The sequence below is a fragment of the Actinomadura rubteroloni genome (assembly GCF_002911665.1).
GTDB classification, from domain to species: Bacteria; Actinomycetota; Actinomycetes; order Streptosporangiales; family Streptosporangiaceae; genus Spirillospora; species Spirillospora rubteroloni.
Genome location: NZ_MTBP01000002.1, coordinates 196,001 through 216,451 on the forward strand (window position 1 = coordinate 196,001; position 20,451 = coordinate 216,451).

The 20,451-nt window shown below is 74.3% G+C and carries 20 protein-coding genes; 12 read left to right on the forward strand and 8 right to left on the reverse strand.

The window, feature by feature from the left end; translation table 11 throughout:
- Window positions 1–96: 96 nt before the first annotated feature.
- Both BTM25_RS12290 and BTM25_RS12295 read left to right on the forward strand, forming a co-directional pair.
- Window positions 97–1,047, forward strand: coding sequence for a glycosyltransferase (locus tag BTM25_RS12290; RefSeq protein WP_103563048.1), 951 nt, complete (start codon window positions 97–99; stop codon window positions 1,045–1,047).
- Entirely contained in the window at window positions 1,044–1,952 is a 909-nt protein-coding gene (locus tag BTM25_RS12295; RefSeq protein ID WP_103563049.1) for a glycosyltransferase family 9 protein, read from the forward strand. The genes BTM25_RS12290 and BTM25_RS12295 overlap by 4 nt, the downstream gene beginning before the upstream one ends.
- Here BTM25_RS12295 and BTM25_RS12300 read toward each other — a convergent pair.
- From BTM25_RS12300 to BTM25_RS12315, 4 genes are read right to left on the reverse strand one after another with little or no spacing between them, the layout of a single operon-like run.
- Entirely contained in the window at window positions 1,926–2,807 is an 882-nt protein-coding gene (locus BTM25_RS12300) for a glycosyltransferase family 2 protein (RefSeq protein WP_103564589.1), read from the reverse strand. The genes BTM25_RS12295 and BTM25_RS12300 overlap by 27 nt on opposite strands.
- An 11-nt stretch (window positions 2,808–2,818) precedes the next feature.
- Entirely contained in the window at window positions 2,819–3,745 is a 927-nt protein-coding gene (locus tag BTM25_RS12305; RefSeq protein WP_103563050.1) for a glycosyltransferase family 2 protein, read from the reverse strand.
- Window positions 3,742–4,161 carry a CBS domain-containing protein gene (locus BTM25_RS12310; protein WP_103563051.1) on the reverse strand — a complete coding sequence of 140 codons (420 nt, stop codon included), beginning with the start codon at window positions 4,159–4,161 and terminating at the stop codon, window positions 3,742–3,744. Before BTM25_RS12310 ends, BTM25_RS12305 begins: the two co-directional genes overlap by 4 nt.
- 40 nt (window positions 4,162–4,201) lie before the next feature.
- A complete protein-coding gene (locus tag BTM25_RS12315; RefSeq protein ID WP_103563052.1) occupies window positions 4,202–5,185 on the reverse strand; it encodes a SigB/SigF/SigG family RNA polymerase sigma factor in 984 nt (327 codons plus the stop codon).
- 389 nt (window positions 5,186–5,574) lie between these two features.
- Between BTM25_RS12315 and BTM25_RS12320 the strand changes: the two genes are divergently transcribed.
- Window positions 5,575–5,763 (forward strand): CDGSH iron-sulfur domain-containing protein, encoded by a 189-nt coding sequence (locus BTM25_RS12320; RefSeq protein ID WP_205648094.1) that lies wholly within the window; start codon window positions 5,575–5,577, stop codon window positions 5,761–5,763.
- A 32-nt stretch (window positions 5,764–5,795) separates the two neighbouring features.
- On the opposite strand, the gene BTM25_RS12325 is transcribed toward BTM25_RS12320, so the two are convergent.
- Window positions 5,796–6,782: an iron-containing redox enzyme family protein gene (locus BTM25_RS12325; protein ID WP_103564590.1), complete on the reverse strand. Its 987-nt coding sequence runs from the start codon at window positions 6,780–6,782 to the stop codon at window positions 5,796–5,798.
- Window positions 6,783–7,085: 303 nt separating this feature from the next.
- Between BTM25_RS12325 and BTM25_RS12330 the strand changes: the two genes are divergently transcribed.
- Together BTM25_RS12330 and BTM25_RS12335 are read left to right on the forward strand one after the other, a co-directional pair.
- The gene (locus tag BTM25_RS12330) at window positions 7,086–7,400 is read left to right on the forward strand and encodes a hypothetical protein (RefSeq protein WP_103563054.1); all 315 of its coding nucleotides are present in this window, start codon (window positions 7,086–7,088) and stop codon (window positions 7,398–7,400) included.
- Window positions 7,401–7,491: 91 nt separating this feature from the next.
- Window positions 7,492–7,947: a cupin domain-containing protein gene (locus tag BTM25_RS12335; RefSeq protein WP_103563055.1), complete on the forward strand. Its 456-nt coding sequence runs from the start codon at window positions 7,492–7,494 to the stop codon at window positions 7,945–7,947.
- Window positions 7,948–8,002: 55 nt separating this feature from the next.
- Here BTM25_RS12335 and BTM25_RS12340 read toward each other — a convergent pair whose 3' ends face one another.
- Entirely contained in the window at window positions 8,003–8,890 is an 888-nt protein-coding gene (locus BTM25_RS12340; protein WP_103563056.1) for a universal stress protein, read from the reverse strand.
- Window positions 8,891–9,138: 248 nt separating this feature from the next.
- Between BTM25_RS12340 and BTM25_RS12345 the strand changes: the two genes are divergently transcribed.
- From BTM25_RS12345 to BTM25_RS12365, 5 genes are all read left to right on the forward strand, one after another.
- Entirely contained in the window at window positions 9,139–9,753 is a 615-nt protein-coding gene (locus tag BTM25_RS12345; protein ID WP_103563057.1) for a TetR/AcrR family transcriptional regulator, read from the forward strand.
- Between the two features lie 93 nt (window positions 9,754–9,846).
- Window positions 9,847–11,175: a hemolysin family protein gene (locus BTM25_RS12350; protein ID WP_103563058.1), complete on the forward strand. Its 1,329-nt coding sequence runs from the start codon at window positions 9,847–9,849 to the stop codon at window positions 11,173–11,175.
- Window positions 11,172–12,194, forward strand: coding sequence for a hemolysin family protein (locus BTM25_RS12355; RefSeq protein ID WP_103563059.1), 1,023 nt, complete (start codon window positions 11,172–11,174; stop codon window positions 12,192–12,194). Before BTM25_RS12350 ends, BTM25_RS12355 begins: the two co-directional genes overlap by 4 nt.
- 38 nt (window positions 12,195–12,232) lie before the next feature.
- Window positions 12,233–12,466, forward strand: coding sequence for an RNA polymerase subunit sigma-70 (locus BTM25_RS12360; RefSeq protein ID WP_103563060.1), 234 nt, complete (start codon window positions 12,233–12,235; stop codon window positions 12,464–12,466).
- Window positions 12,467–13,012, forward strand: a complete 546-nt coding sequence (locus tag BTM25_RS12365; protein ID WP_103563061.1) for a Clp protease N-terminal domain-containing protein — start codon at window positions 12,467–12,469, stop codon at window positions 13,010–13,012.
- A 169-nt stretch (window positions 13,013–13,181) separates the two neighbouring features.
- Here the strand turns inward: BTM25_RS12365 and BTM25_RS12370 are convergent, their stop codons facing one another.
- On the reverse strand, window positions 13,182–15,686 hold the full coding sequence (locus BTM25_RS12370; protein WP_103563062.1) for a DEAD/DEAH box helicase: 2,505 nt from the start codon (window positions 15,684–15,686) through the stop codon (window positions 13,182–13,184).
- Between the two features lie 51 nt (window positions 15,687–15,737).
- On the reverse strand, window positions 15,738–17,168 hold the full coding sequence (gndA, locus tag BTM25_RS12375; protein ID WP_103563063.1) for an NADP-dependent phosphogluconate dehydrogenase: 1,431 nt from the start codon (window positions 17,166–17,168) through the stop codon (window positions 15,738–15,740).
- A 139-nt stretch (window positions 17,169–17,307) separates the two neighbouring features.
- On the opposite strand from gndA, the gene BTM25_RS12380 reads away from it, so the two are divergent.
- Both BTM25_RS12380 and BTM25_RS12385 read left to right on the forward strand, forming a co-directional pair.
- Complete coding sequence (locus BTM25_RS12380; RefSeq protein ID WP_103563064.1) at window positions 17,308–18,060, forward strand: beta-phosphoglucomutase family hydrolase; 753 nt, start codon at window positions 17,308–17,310, stop codon at window positions 18,058–18,060.
- Window positions 18,057–20,450 (forward strand): glycoside hydrolase family 65 protein, encoded by a 2,394-nt coding sequence (locus tag BTM25_RS12385; protein ID WP_103563065.1) that lies wholly within the window; start codon window positions 18,057–18,059, stop codon window positions 20,448–20,450. The genes BTM25_RS12380 and BTM25_RS12385 overlap by 4 nt, the downstream gene beginning before the upstream one ends.
- Window position 20,451 lies beyond the last annotated feature (1 nt).

The following is a 20,451-nucleotide window of genomic DNA, read 5'->3' on the forward strand; positions in this document are numbered from 1 at the left end:
CGCGTCGCGCGCTGGACCGAGGAGCGGCGGGAGCTTGCGACCAGAGCGACGAGGGAAGCGCGCGGCTCAAAGCGCGCCGCAGGCGAGCGGAGAAACATGAACATCTTGATCTGGCATGTGCACGGCTCCTGGACGACCGCGTTCGTCCAGGGGCCGCACACCTATCTCGTGCCGGTCACGCCCGATCGGGGGCCGGACGGGCTGGGCCGCGCCCGCACGTGGGAGTGGCCCGGCACGGTGAAGGAGGTGTCGCCGGACGAGCTGCGCGACCTGGACGTGGACGTCGTCATCGCGCAGCGTCCGCACGAGCCGGAGCTGGCCCGGACGTGGACGGGACGCGACCTCCCCCTCGTCTACCTGGAGCACAACGCGCCCGACGGCGACGTCCCGCTGACCCGCCACCCGCTCGCCGACCGGCCGGACGCGCTGATCGTCCACGTCACCCACTTCAACGATCTGCTCTGGGACTGCGGCAGCACGCCGACCCGCGTGGTCGAGCACGGCATCGTGGATCCGGGCGCGCTGTGGACGGGCGAGCTGGCGCGGACGGCCGTCGTCACCAACGAGCCGCTGCGCCGGGGCCGCTACGTCGGCGCCGACCTGCTCCCCTATTTCGCCGAAGCCGGGCCGCTGGACGTGTTCGGGATGGGCGTGGCGGACGTCCCGGAACGTCTCGGCCTGCCCGGCGCGCAAGCCTTCGAGGACCTGCCGCAGGACCGGATGCACGCCGAGGTCGCGCGCCGCCGCGTCTACCTGCACCCGGTGCGGTGGACGTCGCTCGGCCTGTCGCTGCTCGAAGCCATGCACCTCGGGATGCCGGTCGTGGCGTTCGGGACGACCGAGGTCGCCGAGGCCGTCCCGCCGGACGCGGGCGTGGTGTCCACCGACCGCGCGGTGCTGCGCGCCGCCGTCGCGCGCCTGCTCGCCGACCCGGCCGAGGCCGCCGAACGCGGCGCCGCCGCGCGCCGCGCCGCGCTGGGCCGCTACGGCCTGGACCGGTTCCTCGCCGACTGGGAGGCGATCCTGCCCGCGGCGGCGGCGCGATGAGACGCGTCCTGCTGCTGCGGGCGCTCGGGCTCGGGGACTTCCTCACCGGCGTGCCCGCCTACCGGGCCGTCCGGGCGGCGTTCCCGGGGCACGAGATCGTCCTGGCCGCACCCGCCGCGCTCGCGCCGCTGGCCGCGCTGTGCGACGGGCTCGACCGGCTGCTGCCCACGGCCGAGCTGGCGCCGGTCGCCTGGGACGGCCCCCCGCCCGACGTCGCGATCGACCTGCACGGCGACGGCCCCGCCAGCCACCGGATCGTCGAGGCCCTCGGCGCGGAGCGGACGATCGTCTACGGCCCCGAGTGGGACGAGCACGAACACGAGATCGCGCGCTGGTGCCGGCTGCTGGAACTGAACGGCGTCCCGGCCGACCCGTCCGCGTTCGGCCTGTCGCCGCCCCTCGGCGCGGAGCCCGCGGTGATCGTCCATCCGGGCGCGGCGTCGGGCAGCCGCCGCTGGCCGCCCGAGCGGTTCGCGGCCGTCGTCCGGATCCTCGCGAGCGCCGGCCACCGGGTGCTGGTCACCGGCGGGGACGCCGAACGGGCGCTGGCGGCGGAGGTCGCGGGCGGCGTCGCGGACGTGCTCACCGGAGCGGGCCTCGCCGACCTCGCCGCCACCGTCGCCGCCGCGGACCTCGTGGTCTGCGGCGACACCGGCGTGGCGCATCTGGCGACGGCGTGCGGCACACCGTCGGTGACGCTGTTCGGCCCGGTGTCCCCGGCGCTGTGGGGGCCGCCGGACCTCCCCCGGCACACGGTCCTGTGGAAGGGCGGCGCGGCGGGCCGTCCCGGCGACGCGCACGGCGCCGACCCCGACCCGCGGCTGCTCGCGATCACCGTGTCGGAGGTCCTGGCCGCCGCGTTCGCGCTGCTCGACGCGTCATCCGACATACCGGCGCGCGGGTGAGCGCCGCTGGGAGTCCTCCAGCAGCCGCAGCCCGAACGCCACGCGCGCGGGGACGGGCCGCCGCTCGCGCAGCACCCACGGCAGGCCCCGCACGGCCTCGGCGACGGCCGCCGCGCTCGCCGCGTCGCGCGGCACCGACCGCAGCAGCGTCCCGGTCCGGCGGACGGCGTCCAGGCCCGGCCGCCGCAGCCAGGCCGTCCAGAGGGTGTTGCGGATCCCGCGCCTGCGGCGGCTGCGCGGGTCCCGGACGGTCGACGCCGCGTGGTGCACGACGACGTCCTCCGTCCAGCACAGCCACCAGCCCGCCGCCGCGAGGTCCAGGCTGAGCAGTTCCTCCTCGCCGCCGAAGCCGAGTCGTTCGGAGAACCCGCCCGCCTCCCGGAACGCCGACACGCGCAGCATCGACGCGCCCGCGAGGATGCCGAGCAGCGCCGGGCCGGGCAGCCCGTCGGGGCCGGGGACGGGCGAGTGCCGCAGCTCGGGCGTAATGGGGTCCTCGGTGCCGTCCGGCTCGACGCGGATCAGGGCCGTCACCGACGCCACCGTCGGATGGGCGTCGAGGTGGTCGGCGGCGCGGGCCAGCGACCCCGGCTCCCACCAGGTGTCGTCGTCGCAGAACGCGACGTAGGGCGTGGTGACGCGCTCGACGGCGAGGTTGCGGGCGACCGCGCCGAGGTTGTCGCGCAGCGCGGTGACCTCGACGCCGGGGAACGCCTCGGCGACGGCGGACGCGGTGCCGTCGGTCGACCCGTTGTCCATGACGATCACGCGCGGGCCCTCCGGGACGGACGTCATGCGCCCCAGCACGTGGAGCAGTTCGCCGCACCGGTTGCGGGTGATGATGACGACCGTCATCCGCGGATCGGTCACGGCACCGGCTCCGGCACGTGGCGGTCGATGAGCCCGGCCGCGCGCTCCACCGGCGGCGGCAGGCGGCGGCGCCCGGCCAGTGCGGCGGGCAGCCGGCGCAGCGCACCGGCCAGGGCGCGGCGGGCGTCGCCGTCGCCGGGCGCGGCGGCGGCGAGCCGCGCGGTCTCGCGGGCGGCCAGCGCGGCGGGCCGCCGCAGCCAGGCGGTGAGCACGGTGTTGCGCAGCTCGGCGCTGCGCCGCGCGCCCGCCCCCTGGCGGCGCGGCGACGGCTCGTGGACGGCCACGACGCCCGGCACATGGCAGCGGTCCCAGCCCGCGGCGGCCAGGTCGTAGGCGAGCAGCCGCTCCTCGCCGACGAAGAACAGCACCGCGCTGAACCCGCCGACGGACAGGAACGCCTCCCGCCGGACGACCGCCGCGCACGCCAGGAAGCCGAGCACCGGCGGTCCCGGCAGCGGCCGGGGCCCCGGCGGCAGCGGCGTGTCCGTCATCGCGGCGTTGATCGGGTCGGGGTCGCGGGCGGCGCCGACGAGCGTGCGCGCCGCGATCAGTCCGAGCCGGGGATGGGCGTCGAACTCGGCCGCCGCGCGGGCGAGCGAGCCCGGCTCCCACCAGGAGTCGTCGTCGCTGAACGCGACGTACGGGGTGCGGGCGGCGGCCACGCCGAGGTTGCGGGCGGGCGCGCCGAGGTTGCGGGCCAGGCCGAGGACGGTCGTGCCGGGGTCACCGAGCGCGCGGACGGCGTCGGCCGTCCCGTCCCGCGACCCGTTGTCCACGACGACGACCTCGGGCTGTTCGGGCAGGCCGCGCAGCCTGGCGACCGTCCGCAGCAGTTCCTCGCGGCGGTCGCGGGTCGCGATGACGACCGTCGTGCCCGCGCCGGGCCGGGGGGCGCCCGGCCCCCCGGCGGACGGTCCCGTCACTTGTTGGCCGGGGCGGCGCTGATGTCGGCGAGGGCCGAGCGCTCGTCCCGCTCGATCGCGAGGTCGCCGATCGACACGATGCCGACCGGACGGCCGTTCTCGACCACCGGCAGCCGCCGCACCGCCTGGTCCCGCATCAGGTCCACGGCGCGCGAGACCTCGTCGTCCGGCGCGACCGTGAAATCGGCGGCGCTGGCGATCGACCCGGCCGTCGCCGTCCCGGGGTCGCCGCCGTCGGCCAGGAAACGCGTCACCAGGTCGCGGTCGGTCACGACGCCCAGCAGCTCACCGTCGTCGGTGACGAGCACCGCCCCGACGTCCTGGTCGCGCATCTTCCCCGCGATGTCCGTCACCACGGTGTCGGGCTGCACGCACAGCGGGGATTCGGTCATGATGTCGCGGATCTGCTGGCTCATAGCGCTGTCCTTCCTGTGAGGTCGGTGTCCGTCGCCGCGCCTACCCGGCGGGACGTCTGCTATGCGCCTTGCGGCGTCCGCCCGCCCGCGCCGTGGTGCGCGTGGTCGTCCGGGTGGTGGTCCGGGTCTCGGTGACGGTCTGGACCGTGCGCGTCCGGCGTGCCGCGCGCGGACGCCGCTCGTCGGCGGGCCCCGGGTCGTCCTCGCCCTCGGCGGCGGCCCGCAGCAGCGCCAGGCTGTCGCGGATCAGCCGGGACACGTGCATCTGCGAGAGCCCGACGATCGCGGCGATCTCCCGCTGCGTCTTGTTGCCGTAGAAGCGCAGCAGCAGGATCTGCCGCTCCCGCGCGGCGAGCCGGTTGAGCACCGGCTTGACCGACTCGCGCGAGTCGATGACGTCCGGCTCGGTGTCGAGCGTCGCGATCGTCTCGGCGACGGTCGGGCTGTCGGGGTCGTCGTCCACGCTGCGGTCCAGGGAGCACAGGTGGTACTCGTCCCCCGCCTGGATCGCCTCGATGATCTCCTCCTCGTCGGTGTCCAGGTCGGCCGCGAGGTCGGCGATCGTCGGCGACCGGCCGAGCGACTGGCTGAGCCGGCCGCGCGCCTCGTTCAGCTCGGCCCAGCGCTCCTGGACGCCGCGCGGCGGGCGCACCGCCCAGCCCCGGTCGCGGAAGTGGCGCTTGATCTCGCCGACCACGGTCGGCGTCGCGTAGGCGAAGAAGCGGGTGCCGCGGTCGGGCTCGAAGCGGTCCACCGCCGAGATGAGGCCGAGCATCCCGACCTGGAAGAGGTCGTCCACGCTCTCGCCCCGGGACGCGAACCGGCGCGCGATCCGCTGCACCGTCGGGACGCACGAGACGATGATCTCCTCGCGGGCCCGGTCCCGGCGCGGGCCCTCCCGCAGGCCCCGCATCTCGGCGAGGCGCTCCTCGATCGTCGGTCCGGTCTCGTCCGTGCCGGGCCGGTCCGCCGTGTCAGTACGCGGGTCGGTACGAAGGTTCGTGGGACTCGTGAAAGCTGTCATGAGCGGAAAGTTCCTCCCTGCGGAACGCCGACCGATCGGGTCGTCACCGCTGAAGAGGCCGTGAATCACGCGGACGTTCTTCGGGAACGCCGCGCGCTCTCGTGGATGTGGTCCGCCGGGTGACGTTCACCCGGATCGGGCCGCGGCCGGGGCCGTCCGCCGCACTCCGGTCCCGCCGCGCCGTCTCGCGTGCGGGCCTTGCCGCGGGCCCCGCGCCCGGCGGCGGTCCTGCCGACGGGCGCACTCTCAGGATTGGCGCGGCGTCCGCGCGGAGTCAACTCGGATCGGCCATGTCGGGTCACGGCCTCGGCAAACGATCCTTGTCCTTACTCGTCCGGGTATGCGATGCATCACCGTTTTGGCGGTGCCTGCCGGGTATGTCGGTCCCTATGGTGCAGAGGGTCACGCAGGTGAAGAACGGGCCGCTTCTCGTGGAGGGGCCGGTGGAGATCGTCCAGGACGACGGGACGACCGTCCGGTCCGATCGGTTCGTCGTCGCACTGTGCACATGCCGCCGCAGCCGCACCGCGCCGTTCTGCGACACCAGCCACCGGCGCAAGGTCCGCGGCGACGACTAGCCCGGGCCTCGCCGGCCCGGGCCGCGCCGCCGTCAGAGCGGGCGGAGCAGGGACGTGCGGGACGCGTCCCAGCAGCCGAGCAGGTGATCGTCCAGCCGCTCCTCCAGCAGGACCGTCGCCTCCGCGCCGAGCGCCACGTCCGGCGCCAGTTCGGGCTCCGCGTCCAGCAGCCCACCGATGACGTCGCGGCGCAGCACCTGCTCGTGGACGGCGTCCGCCTCCACGTGCTCGGCGTAGAACCGCACGCCGCGCTCGGCGACGCCGAGGCGCCGCAGCGCCCGGCACATCCGCTCCGACCCCGGGCTGCTCGTGATCTCCAGGACCGCGAAGTGGCCGAGGATCGCCCCGCGCAGCGCCCGGTGGAGCGCGAACAGCGACATCATGTTCGTGATCGCGAGCATCGGCGCGGGCACCACGTTCACGTACGCGCCGTAGGACGGGTCGAGGTCCGTCTCTTCCATGAGGTCGGCGAACAGGCGGGCGTGCATGCGGTCGGCGCGGCCGCCACCGAATTCGTCGTACTGGACCGCTGCCAGCGCCGCTTTCGGTGCCCCTGTCAGCCTAGGGACGGCGAACGCCTGCGGATCGGACTCTTTGAGCTGGTAGATCGACCGGTGCGCCAGATACTCCCGCATCTGCCACATCTCGCCCTTGTCGCGCAGGTGGTGGGAGGCGCCGCGCGCGTCCAGGTGCTCGATGAGCAGCGCGTCCAGGACGTCGTCCACGTCCTTGCCGGGGGTGCCGTCCCGCAGCTCGGCGAGGAACGTCCGCTCCATCGCGGCGCGCAGCCCGAGCAGCGCGGGATCCCACTCCCATCCGCCGTCCACGCCCGTGAGGCCCTGGTAATGCAGCTCGTAGCAGAGGTGCAGGGCGAGGTGGAGGTCGTCGCCGAACGGGTCGTCCGCCGCCGGGGCGGCGGCGAGCGCCTCGGCCGCCGCCGGGGTCCCGGCCGGGCCGCGCAGCACGTCCAGGAGCGCTTCGCTGAGCGGGCCGCGGGGGGCCGGAAGGTCGGCGGTCATCTGTTCCTCCAGGTCGATCGTCCGTTGCTGCGGTCGCTGTCCTACCCGGCCGACGACGGCCATACGTGATCTTCACCGCTCCGCCCGCGACGGCTTCCGGCGTCGCGGGCGTCATGCGCGGGACGGACGGGGTCGCCGGTGCGGATGAGGCGCCAGGGATAGGCCGGGCTGACCGCGAGGCGGTAGTTCCGGCACTTCACACCACTCTCTGCCTGCACCTATTCCCCTTCCGTAGTCAAACGGCTACGTTCTGCGGTGAGACGTGGCAGACCGCCACGGTTCACATCGGGAGGACCCATGAGGATGCGCAGGATTCTCGTAGCGTCGGCCGTCGCCGTCGCCACGGGACTCGCGCTCGCCGCTCCGGCTTCGGCGTCGCCGTGGCCCAACGGACCGCACCGCCCGCACGGGCCGCACGCCCCGTACGGGCAGCACCGGCCGCACGGCCCCTACGGGCACCGGCCGTACGCGCCCGGCCACCACGAGCACGGCCGCCCCTACGGCCACCCGCACGCGCACGGCCCGTACGCGCACCACGGTCCGGCGCGTCCGGGCCTCCCGCCGCGCGGCGGCGTCGTCCGCGGTCCGGGCGGCCACCACGGCTACGTGGCCCCCTGACACTCCACGCCGGAGCGGCCGCCACGGCCGCTCCGGCCCCCGCCCGCCTTCCCGGCCCGCACCCCTCCAGCCGCGGTGCAAGGATGAGGGGGTGACCTCCAGCAGTGCGACCCCGGCGGGCGACGCGGCCTGGCACGCGCGCATCGAGCATGTGCGCGGGCGTGACCTCACGCCGGACACGGCCCAGACGCCCGGGATGCTGAGATTCGAGGCGGTCTCCGGGACGACCGTGGGCTCGCAGCGGCTCTGGATGGGCCGCACGCACGTCGCGCCCGCCACCAGCTCCGGTGACCACCACCACGGCGAGGCCGAGACGGCGATCTACGTCGTGTCCGGCCGGCCGGTGTTCGTCTTCGCGGACGGCGACGCGGAAGTGCGCCTACAGACCGAGCCGGGCGACTACATCTTCGTGCCCCCGTACGTACCGCACCGCGAGGAGAACCCGTCCCCCGACGAAGAGGCCGTCGTCGTCATCGCGCGCAGCACCCAGGAAGGCGTCGTGGTGAACCTGCCCAGCCTTTGGGCGGACGTCGAACGACCCGCCTGACCCGGCGACGCGCGTGGTTCAACGGGCCGTCCGGGTCGGCGCGACGCGCGTCGGGTCATTCGTAGGGTTCGGTGCGGGACGTCACCACGGCCACCGGGCAGTGGGCGTGGTGGAGCACGCCGTGGCTGATCGAGCCGAGCAGCATGGAGCGCATCCGGCCGAGGCCGCGGGCGCCGACGACGACCAGGTCGGCCTCGTGGGAGCGTTCGGCCAGGGCGTGGACGGGATGGTCGCGTACCAGGACGTCCACCACGTCCACCTTGGGCCGCTGCTCGCCGAAGTCACGGCGCACGTCGCTCATCTGGGCGCGGAGGGAGTCCTCGACGCCGTCGATGTCGACGAAGCGGCCGGAGGCCACGAGCGAGGGCGCCGCGTGAAAGCCGCAGACGATCCGCAGCCGCGCGCCGCGCAGTTCGGCGGCATCGTAGGCGTATTCGAGGACGTCGTGCGTCCGCTCGGACAGGTCCACGCCCGCGATCACCTCGCCGTGCCCGCCCTCGGGCGGCTTCTCGCCGCGCACGACGACGACCGGGCCGGCGGCCCGGCCCGCCACGCGCAGCGCCACCGAGCCGAGCATCATACCCGCGAACCCGCCGAGCCCCCGGCTGCCGATGACGGTCTCGAACGCGCGCGGCGACTCGGCGAGCAGCGCCCGCACCGGGTCGGCGGTCAGCGCCTCGCCCGAGACGGGCAGGTCCGGCCGACGGTGCGCGGCGATGGCGCACGCCTCCTCGATCACCTTGTTGCGGCCGTCGCCGAGTTCGCGGCCCTCGGGCCGGTCGGGCGGCGACTCCACGCCCATCGGCCACTCGCCGTCGGCGTAGAGCACGTGCAGTTCCCGGCCGCGCCGCGCGGCGTCGTCGGCGGCCCACTCCACGGCGCGGGCGCCGCCCGGCGATCCGTCCGTCCCCACAAGGACCGGGCGGTGCTCGTTCCCTGCCATGATCGTCCTCCCAGTCCGGGCACGCGTGCGCTCGCCCGTCGCTGGTCGGCTACCCGGCGGGCCGGGGTCGCGGACGGTCCCCGCAGGTGTCTTGCCGGAAGATTGACCGGCTTGTGAAGGTCGTCCCGCCGCAACCGACCGCGACGGCCGTGCGACCGGGTCCGCGACGCCTGCCGGGCGCTGCCGGAGCCGGCCGGACGTCCCGAGTTCGGCGGCCCGGCCGTGACCGCCGACGCTACGCTGATCCGATGACGCAGCCGAAGTCCCCGTGGGCGGCCCGCACCGCCCGGGCCGGCCGCGACCACGAGACCCGGACGCTCCTGCTCTCCTGCGCCGAGAAGGTCTTCGCCCGGCTCGGCTACGCGCGCACGACCGTCGCGGACATCACGGCCGAGGCGCACGTGTCCCGCGCGACGTTCTACGTCTACTTCGCGTCCCGCGAGGACGTGTTCCGCGCCGTCGCGGGCCGGGTCCGCGACGCGTTCCTCGCCGCGCACGAGATCCCCGACGCGGGCGACCACGACGGCCTGGCCCGCGCGTCGATCGCCGCGTTCCTCAGCGCCGTCGCCGAGCACCGCGAGCTGCTGACCGTGCTCGAGCACCAGGCGCTCGCCGACCCGGCGATCGCCGCGATCGTGACGGAGATCCGGGAGCGTCCGCTGCGCCGCGGCACCCGCTACGTCGAACGGCTCACGGCGCGCGGCGAGGCGCGTCCGGCCGCGTCGCCGCGCGCGGTGGCGGAGGCCGCGTACGCGATGATCGACCGGTTCGCCCGCACCATCGACGGTCCGGCCGCTTTCGAGCGGGCGCTGGACGACGTCACCGCGATGTACCTGCGCCTTCTCTTCCCCGACCGTCCCTGAGCGCCCGCGCGGGTCGTGCCCTGCGGGAAACGGGGTAAGGATCTTGGTACGCGGGTGAGGAGGACGCATGGTGACCGGTGAGGGGCCGCGCGGGTGAACGCGGGCCTCGGGCTGCTCGCGGTGCTCGTGCTGACGGCCGCGACGGGCTACTTCGTCGCGCAGGAGTTCGCGTTCGTCACCGCCGACCGGCTGGAGCTGGAGCACCGCGCCCGGGACGGCGACCGGCGCTCGGCCCGCGCCGTCGACGTGATGAACCGGCTGTCGTTCATGCTGTCGGGCGCGCAGCTCGGCATCACGGTGACGGCGCTGGTCGTCGGGTTCATCGCCCGGCCCGCGCTCGCGGGCCTGTTCCGTCCGGCGCTGGACGCGCTCGGCCTGCCCGCCGCGATGGCGGGCGGCGCGGCGGTGGCGCTCGGGTTCGTCCTCGCGACGATCGTGCAGATGGTGCTCGGCGAGCTGTTCCCGAAGAACTTCGCGCTGGCCCGCGCCGAGCCGCTCGCCCGGTTCCTGGCGGCGTCCACGCTGGCCTACCTGGCGGTCGCGGGGCCGCTGATCCGGCTGTTCGACGCGGCGGCGAACCGGCTGGTGCGCGCCGCCGGGATCGAGCCGGTCGAGGAACTGCACCACGGCGCGACGCTGGAGGAACTCGGCCACATCATCGGCGAGTCCGGCGAGCAGTTGCAGGAGGGCCACATCGACCTGCTGGAACGTGCCCTGGTGTTCTCCGAGCGCAGCGCGGAGGAGGTGATGGTGCCGCGCGTGGACGTCGTTACCGTCTCGGCGGGCGACATGGCCGGCACCCTCAGCGAGGTCATCATCGCCAGCGGCCACACCCGGTACCCGGTCGTCGGGACGGGCGTGGACGACGTCGTCGGCGTCGTCGGCCTGGACGAGCTGATCACGCTGAGCCCGCAGGAGGCGGCGCGGACGACCGTCCGGTCGCTGGCGCGGCCCGCGCTCATGCTGCCGTCGACGCTGCCGCTGCCGGAGGTCGTCGCGCAGCTCCAGGCGATGCGCGCCCCGCTGGCCTGCGTCGTGGACGAGTACGGCGGCTTCGCCGGGCTCCTGACCTGGGAGGACGTCGCCGAGGAACTGGTCGGTGAGATCTCCGACGAGAACGAGCCCGCCGAGGAGCTGGCGATCCGCAGCGGCGAGTGGTGGACGATCGACGCGGGCCTGCGCATCGACGAGGCCGCCCACGAGACGGGCGTCGAGCTGCCGCGCGGCGACTACGAGACCGTGGCGGGGCTGCTGCTGAAACGGCTCGGCCGGGTCACCGAGCCGGGCGACGTCGTGGACGTCGAGCTGCCCGCCCGGCTGGACGAGCCGCCGCTGCACGCCGTGGTCGAGGTCATGACCGTCCACCGGCACGTGCCCGAGCTGGTGCGGATCCGCGTCGAGCCCGCCGGGGACGCGCCGTGAACCTCGGGATCGGCGCCCCGGTGACGCTGGCGCTGCTGGCGGGCAACGGGTTCTTCGTCGCGGCGGAGTTCGCGCTGGTCGCGGCCAAGCGGCCCCGGCTGGAGCGGGACGCGGCGCAGGGGTCGCGCGCCGCCGCGTCCGCCATCGCGGGGATCCGGGAGCTGTCGCTGATGCTCGCGGGCGCACAGCTCGGCATCACGATGTGCTCGCTCGGGCTCGGCCTGGTGTCCGAGCCGGTGATCACCGACGCGCTGCTGCCGCTGCTGCACGCGGTCGGGCTGCCGCGCGCGGCGGGGCACGCGGTGGCGTTCGTGCTGGCCCTCGCGCTGGTGACGTTCCTGCACATGGTCGTCGGGGAGATGGCGCCGAAGTCGTGGGCGATCGTCCGGCCGGAGCGGTCGGCGGAGATCCTGGCGCCGCCGTTCCGGGCGTTCACCCGGGTCGTCCGGCCGGTGCTGACGACGCTGAACGCGGTGACGAACCTGCTGCTGCGGGCGATCGGCGTCCGGCCGCGCGACGCGGCGGAGATCTCCCGGACGCCCGAGCAGCTCCGCGACCTGGCCGAGGAGTCGCGGCGCCTCGGGCTCATCGACGAGGCGGACCTGCGGGTCCTGACGGCCGCGCTGGACGCGCCCCGCGCGTCGCTGACGGGCCTGGTGGTGCCGCTGGCCGACATCATCGCCGTCCACGAGAGCGCGTCGCCGCAGGACATCATCGACACGGCCGCGCGGACGGGCCGGACGCGGCTCATGGTGCGCGGCGCGGGCACGCCCCGGATGGTCCACGTCCGGGACGCCTACCTGGCGCGGGCGCGCGACCGCGACACCCCGGCGGGCGAGCTGGCGCACCCGGTCCCGATGCTGCCCGAGCGGACGCCGGTGGCCGCCGCCGTCGCGGACCTGCGGGCGGCGCACAGCAACCTCGGGCTGGTCGCGGACGCGGCGGGCCGCCCGGTGGGGCTGATCAGCCTGGACGACCTGCTGGCCACGCTGCTCGTCCACCGCCAGCCGTCAACATGAGTTGACACGGCGCGGCTCGTCAACCTAGATTGACGGCCATGAGCGATGGAGCGACGCTCGCCCGCGAGGCGAGCAGCGGGGACCCGGCGGTGGGGCTGCGCGCCGTCCGCGCCCTGCGGGAGCTGGCCGACCGGCTGGAATCCTTGCAGGTCGCGAACGCCCGCGACCACGGCTGGTCCTTCCAGGAGATCGCGGTCTTCCTCGGCGTGAGCCGGCAGGCCGTCCACAAGAAGCACGGCAGCAGCCGCCGCCCGTCCCGCAAGGAGGACTGAATGTTCGAGAAGTTCGCGCAGTCCGCCCGCGAGGCGGTCGTCCAGGCGCAGCAGGCGGCCCGCGCCGCGGGCGCGCGGCGGCTTGGCACCGAGCACCTGCTGCTCGCGCTCGCCGACGGCGACAGCGAGGCAGCCGAGGCGCTGCGCGCGGCGGGCGCCACCCCGATTCGCCTCCGCGACGCGATCCACCGCGGGAGCGACGTCCTGGACGCCGACGCCCTGCGCGCGATCGGCGTGGACCTGGCCGCCGTCCGCGACGCCGCCGAGGCCGCGTTCGGCCCCGGCGCCCTGGACGCCCCCACGTCCCGCCCCCGCCGCAGCGGCAGCAAGCACCTCTCGCTCACCCACGAGACGAAGAAGTCCATCGAGAACGCGCTCCGCCTCTGCCTGCGGACCGGCGGCCGCCGCATCGAGGCCGAGCACCTGCTGCTCGGCGTCCTCATGGACGGCCGCTACGCCTCGGTGCTCCTGCTGACCGACGAGGGCGTGGACGTCCCCGTCCTCGCCGCCGACGTCACCCGCCGCCTGGAATCCCGCGCCGCCTGACCGGTCAGGGCGGCGGCCTCAGCCACCGCGCGAGCGCGTTAGCTGAGCGCCCGTGGGAACGACGCCGAAGGCGAGTTCCCACGGGCGGGAAGATCGCGAAGCGATGCAGCGCTCGCACCGAACCCGGTTGCGGAGCGAGCGCAGCGAGTGCAGCAGGCCGGGATCGCGGTTATAGGCGGTCGACCGCGAGGACGCGGAGGACCGCCTCGCCGGCCTCGTCGGAGCCCGCCAGGTCGATCTCGGCGGTGATGCCCCAGTCGTGGTCGCCCGCCGGGTCGTCGAAGACCTGGCGGACGCGCCACAGGCCGTCCGCCGGGACCTCCTCGATCTGGAGCAGCTTGGGGCCGCGCGCGTTCGGGCCGGTGAGAAGCTCGTCGTGCTCGTCGTAGTAGGCGTCCATCGCGTCGGCCCAGGCGTCCGCGCCGAACTCCGGGTCGAGGGCGGCGAGGTCGGCGTAGCGTTCGAGCGCGGCCAGCTCGACGCGGCGGAACAGCGCGTTGCGGACCAGCACGCGGAACGCCCGCGCGTTGGCCGTGACGCGGGTGACTCGCTCCTCGACGATCTCGTCCGGCGACGCGGCGGGGTTGGCGAGCTGCTCCCACTCGTCCAGCAGGCTGGAGTCCACCTGGCGGACCAGTTCGCCGAGCCACTCGATGAGGTCGATGAGGTCGTCGTTCTTGATCGACTCCGGGACGGTCTGCTGGAGCGCCTTGTACGCGCCCGACAGGTACCGCAGGACGAGCCCTTCGGTGCGCGCCAGCTCGTAGTAGCCGATGTACTCGGTGAACGTCATCGCCCGCTCGTACATGTCGCGGACGACCGACTTCGGGCTGACCGGATGGTCCCCCACCCACGGATGCCCCGCCCGGTACACCTCGTACGCCGCCTCCAGCTCCTCCTCCAGCGGCTTGGCGTAGGTGACGTCCTGGAGCAGTTCCATCCGCTCCTCGTACTCGACGCCGTCGGCCTTCATCGCCTGGACGGCCTCGCCGCGCGCCTTGTTCTCCTGCGCGGCGAGGATCTGGCGCGGGTCGTCCAGCGTCGCCTCGATCACCGACAGGACGTCCAGCGCGTACCCCGGCGAGGACGGGTCCAGGATCTCGAACGCGGCGAGCGCGAACGTCGACAGCGGCTGGTTGAGCGCGAAGTCCTCCTGGAGGTCCACGGTGATGCGCGCCCAGCGGCCCTGCGCGTCCGGCTCGGGCAGCGACTCGACCACTCCCCCGGCCAGCAGCGACCGGTAGATCGCGATGGCGCGGGAGATGTGGCGGCGGCGCGCGGCCGGCTCCTCGTGGTTGTCGGTGAGCAGCCGCTTCATCGCCTGGTAGGCGTTGCCGGGACGCGCGATCACCGACAGCAGCATCGCGTGGCTCACCTGGAACCGGGACCGCAGCATCTCGGGCGCGGCGGTCTGGAGCTTGGCGAACGTGTCGGCGTCCCAGCCGACGAAGCCCTCCGGCGCCTTCTTGCGCTGGACCTTGCGGCGCTTTTTCGGATCGTCCCCGGCCTTGGCGAGCGCCTTCTCGTTCTCCACGACGTGCTCGGGGGCCTGGGCGACGACGAACCCGACGGTGTCGTAGCCGGCGCGTCCGGCGCGGCCCGCGATCTGGTGGAACTCGCGGGCGCGCAGCCGCCGCACGCGCGTCCCGTCGTACTTGGACAGGGCGGTGAACACGACCGTCCGGATCGGGACGTTCACCCCGACGCCGAGCGTGTCCGTCCCGCAGATGACCTTGAGCAGCCCGGCCTGCGCGAGCCGTTCCACGAGCCGCCGGTACTTCGGCAGCATCCCGGCGTGGTGGACGCCGATGCCGTGCCGGACGAACCGCGACAGGTTCCGCCCGAACTTCGTCGTGAACCGGAACCCGCCGATCAGCTCGGCGATGCGCGCCTTCTCCTCCTTGCTGCACACGTTCACGCTCATCAGCGACTGCGCCCGCTCGATGGCGGCGGCCTGCGTGAAGTGGACGAGGTAGATCGGCGCCTTGCGCTCGGCGAGCAGTTCCTCGATCGTCTCGTGCAGCGGCGTCAGGCGGTAGTCGTAGATCAGCGGGACGGGCCGCTCCGCCGACGACACGACGGCGGTGGGGCGCCCGGTGCGGCGCGTCAGGTCGGTGCGGAAGAACTCGACGTCCCCGAGCGTCGCCGACATCAGCAGGAACTGCGCCTGCGGCAGCTCCAGCAGCGGGATCTGCCAGGCCCAGCCGCGCTCGGGCTCGGCGTAGAAGTGGAACTCGTCCATCACGACGACGCCGACGTCGGCGTCCGCGCCGTCGCGCAGCGCCATGTTCGCGAGCACCTCGGCGGTGCAGCAGATGATCGGGGCGTCGGCGTTGACGGACGCGTCGCCGGTCATCATCCCGACGTTCTCGCGCCCGAACATCTCGCACAGGTCGAAGAACTTCTCCGAGACCAGGGCCTTGATCGGCGCGGTGTAGAACGCGACCTGCTCGCGGCCGAGCGCGGTGAACAGCGCGCCCGCGGCGACGAGGCTCTTGCCGGACCCGGTGGGCGTGGCGAGGACGACGTTCGCGCCCGACACGACCTCGATCAGCGCCTCCTCCTGCGCCGGGTACAGGGTGATGCCGCGTCCGGACACCCAGCTCTCGAACGCCGCGTAGAGCGAGTCGGGGCCGAGGTCGTCACCGGTGGGGAGCTGATCGAGGAGGGTCACCCCTCCATCCTGCCCCGGAACGTCCACTGCCCGCGCCACGCGGCGGCCCGGTCAGGCGGTGACCTCGGAGCGGTCGCCGCCCCAGAGCGTGTGGTAGGAGCCGTCCCGGTCGGTGCGGCGGTAGGTGTGCGCTCCGAAGAAGTCGCGCTGGGCCTGGGTGAGCGCGGCGGGCAGGCGCCCGGCGCGCAGCGCGTCGTAGTAGGCGAGCGCGCTGGAGAAGCCGGGCGCGGGGATGCCGGCCCGCGCGGCGGCGGCGACGACCGAGCGCCACGCGTCCTGCGCGTCGCCGAGGGCCTGCGCGAAGTGCTCGTCGGTGAGCAGCGTCGGCAGGTGCGGGTCGGCGGCGTAGGCGGCGCGGATGCGGTCGAGGAACCGGGCGCGGATGATGCAGCCGCCGCGCCAGATCGTCGCCATCGCGCCCGCGTCGACCTCCCAGCCGTACTCGGCGGCGCCCGCCTCGATCTGGTGGAACCCCTGCGCGTAGGCGACGATCTTGGACGCGTACAGCGCCTTCTCGATCGCGTCGGCGAGGCCGGGCGCGGACGCGTCCGCCGAGTTCGGGCGCGGCCCCGGCAGCCCGGCCGCCGCCGCGCGCAGCCCGGTGTGGCCGGAGACCGAGCGGGCGAACACCGCCTCGGCGATGCCCGCGACGGGGACGCCGAGGTCCAGCGCGCTCTGCACCGTCCAGCGTCCGGTGCCCTTCTGCTCGGCCCGGTCCAGGACGACGTCCACGAACGGCTGCCCGGTCTCGGGGTCGGCGTGGTCGAGGATCTCGGCGGTGATCTCGATGAGGTAGGACTCCAGCCGTCCGGTGTTCCAGGTGCGGAACACCTCGGCGATCTCGGCGGGCTCCAGCCCGACGGCGTGCCGCAGCAGGTCGTAGGACTCGGCGATGAGCTGCATGTCGGCGTACTCGATGCCGTTGTGCACCATCTTGACGAAGTGGCCCGCGCCGTCCGCGCCGACGTGGGTGCAGCAGGGCGTGCCGTCCACCGTCGCGGCGATGTCCTCCAGCAGCGGGCCGAGCGACGCGTACGCCTCGGCCGAGCCGCCGGGCATGATGCTCGGGCCGTTCAGCGCGCCCTCCTCGCCGCCCGACACGCCGGTGCCGACGAACAGCAGGCCCCGGCGGCGCAGGTCGGCCTCGCGGCGGCGGGTGTCCAGGAAGTGCGCGTTGCCGCCGTCGATGATCATGTCGCCGGGCTCCAGCAGCGGCGCGAACTCCTCGATGACCGCGTCCGTGGGCGCCCCGGCCTTGACCATGACGACGAGCTTGCGGGGCCGCTCCAGGGCCGCGACGAAGTCCTCGGCGGTCTCGGTGGGGATGAACGTCCCCTCGTCCCCGAACTGCTCGACCAGTTCCCGGGTGCGCGCCGCCGTCCGGTTGTGGAGGGCGACGGCGTGGCCGTGCCGGGCGAAGTTGCGGGCCAGGTTCCGGCCCATGACGGCGAGCCCCGTGACGCCGATGCGTGCCTGCTCCATTGCCTGCCTCCCCGTGTCCTTCCGGACCCTACCCGCGGCGCGGCCGGGCCGATCATGGAGAGTTCACGGGAATGCCCGCCCCGGCGGAGGGAAAGAGCGGAATCATCGGGGAGACGGGGCAGCCGACGAAAGTGAGACCATGCTGGGACTACCCGACGAGGTGACGGCCTGCCTGTTCGATCTGGACGGGGTCCTCACGCGGACGGCCGCGGTCCACGCCGCGGCGTGGAAGCGCATGTTCGACGCCTACCTGAAGGAACGGTCCGAGCGGACGGGTGAGCCGTTCCGCCCGTTCGACCTGCGCAACGACTACGCGACCTACGTCGACGGGAAGCAGCGCGCGGACGGCACCCGCTCGTTCCTCGCGTCGCGCGGGATCGAACTGCCCGACGGCGCGCCCGGCGACCCGCCGGACGCCGAGACGGTCGCCGGGCTCGGAAACCGCAAGAACGCGCTGGTGCTCGCGCTGATCGAGCAGGACGGCGTCGAGGTCTTCGAGGGCTCGGTCGCGTTCGTCCGGGCGGCGCGGGCGGCGGGGCTGAAGACGGCCGTGGTGTCGTCCAGCGCCAACACCGAACAGGTCCTGCGCGTCACCGGCATCGAGGACCTGTTCGACACCCGCGTGGACGGCGTCGTCGCCGCCGAGCGGAACCTGCCGGGCAAGCCCGCGCCGGACACGTTCCTGGAGGGCGCGCGGGAACTCGGCGTGCCGGCGGCGCGGGCGGCGGTGTTCGAGGACGCGCTGGCGGGCGTCCAGGCGGGCCGGGCCGGGGCGTTCGGGTACGTCGTCGGGGTGAACCGCGTGGACGCCGAGCACGCCGCCGCGCTGGCCGCGCACGGCGCCGACCGCGTCGTGGACGATCTTTCCGAGCTGACGGGGGACACAGGGTGAGCGACCAGGAACCGGAACGGCCGCTGTTCCGGGTGGAGCCGTGGGTGGTCCGCGAGACCGACCTGCGACTGGACCGGCTCGCGCAGACCGAGTCGGTGTTCGCGCTGTCCAACGGCCATCTCGGGCTGCGCGGCAACCTGGACGAGGGCGAGCCGCACGGCCTGCCCGGCACGTATCTGAACTCCTTCTACGAGGCCCGTCCGCTGCCGAGCGCGGAGGCCGCGTACGGGAACCCCGAGTCGGGGCAGACGGTCATCAACGTCACCAACGGCAAGATCATCCGGCTGCTGGTGGACGACGAGCCGCTGGACGTCCGCTACGGGCGCCTGCACCGGCACGAACGGGTCCTGGACCTGCGCGCGGGCACGCTGACGCGCGAGCTGGAGTGGACGTCGCCCGCCGACCGGACCGTCCGCGTCACGTCGGTGCGGCTGGTGTCGCTGACGCAGCGGGCCGTCGCGGCGATCTCCTACGAGGTCGAGCCGGTGGGCGACCCCGTCCGGGTCGTCGTGCAGTCGGAGCTGGTGGCCAACGAGGCGCTGCCCGAAGGCGACGGCCGGGACCCGCGCGGCACGGCCGCGCTGCGCGCCCCGCTCGTCGGCGAAGAGCACATGGCCGGGCACAACAAGGTCGTGCTCGTCCACGGCACGCGGGTCAGCGGGCTGCGGATGGCGGCGGGGATGGCGCACGAGATCGAGGCGCCCGGCCGGCTTTCGGTGGACGACGAGTCCAGCGAGGACGTCGGCCGCACCACCATCGCGACCCGGCTGGAGCCGGGGCAGAAGCTGCGGATCGTCAAGTACGTCGCGTACGGGTGGTCGGGGCGCCGGTCCCGGCCCGCGCTGCACGACCAGGTGGTCGGGGCGCTCGCGGGCGCCCGGCAGACCGGGTTCGACGGCCTGCTGGACGAGCAGCGCACCTACCTGGACGAGTTCTGGCGCGGCGCGGACGTCGAGGTCGACGGCGACGCCGAACTCCAGCAGGCCGCACGGTTCGGGCTGTTCCACATCCTCCAGGCGGGGGCGCGCGCGGAGCGGCGGCTGATCCCGTCCAAGGGGCTGACCGGGCCGGGCTACGACGGGCACACGTTCTGGGACTCCGAGACGTACGTCCTGCCCGTCCTCACCTACACCCAGCCCGACGCCGCCGCCGACGCGCTGTCGTGGCGGCACATGACGCTGCCGCTGGCGTGCGAGCGCGCCCGCCAGCTCGGCCTGGACGGCGCGGCGTTCCCGTGGCGGACGATCCGGGGCCAGGAGTGCTCGGGCTACTGGCCCGCCGGGACGGCCGCGTTCCACATCAACGCCGACATCGCCGACGCCGTCGTCCGGTACGTGGACGCGACGGGCAACGAGCAGTTCGAGCGCGAGGTCGGGCTGGAGATCGTCGTGGCGACGGCGCGGCTGTGGCGCAGCCTCGGCCACCACGACGTCGAGGGCGTGTTCCGGATCGACGGCGTCACCGGCCCGGACGAGTACAGCGCCATCGCCGACAACAACATCTACACGAACCTGATGGCCCGCCGGAACCTCCAGGAGGCGGCGCGGATGGCGATGCGCCACCCCGACCTCGCCGACCGGCTCGGCGTGTCGTCGGAGGAGGCGGCGTCCTGGCGGGACGCGGCGGCGGCGATGTTCATCCCCTACGACGACCGGCTCGGCGTCCATCCGCAGTCGGAGGGGTTCACCAACCACGCGCCGTGGGACTTCGAGGACACGCCGCCCGAGAACTACCCGCTGCTGCTCAACTACCCGTACTTCGACCTGTACCGCAAGCAGGTGGTGAAGCAGGCGGACCTGGTCCTCGCGCTCCATCTGTGCGACGAGGCGTTCACGGCCGAGCAGAAGGCCCGCGACTTCGAGTACTACGAGACGCTGACCGTCCGGGACTCGTCGCTGTCCGCGCAGACGCAGGCGGTGATCGCCGCCGAGGTCGGGCACCTGGAGCTGGCGCACGACTACCTCGGCGAGACCGCCCTGGTCGACCTGCACGACCTGAACGCCAACACCCGCGACGGCCTGCACATCGCGGCGCTCGCGGGCGCGTGGACGGGCCTGGTCGCCGGGTTCGGCGGGATGCGGGCGCGCGACGGGCTGCTGCGGTTCACGCCCCGGCTGCCCGGCGGGATCAGCCGGCTGGCGTTCCGGATGCGGTACCGGGACAACCGGATCAAGATCACGGTGACGGCGGACAAGGCGCGCTACGAGCTGCTGGAGGGGCCGGGGCTGAAGCTCGTCCACCACGCGACGGACCTGACGCTCGGCGACGAGCCCGCCGAGATCGCGATCCCGCCGCTGCCGCCGCGCGAGCCGCCGACGCAGCCCGCCGGGCGCGAGCCCGCGCCGCGCCGGATCGACCCGCGCGGGCACGAGGTGCGGACGCCGTCCTGAG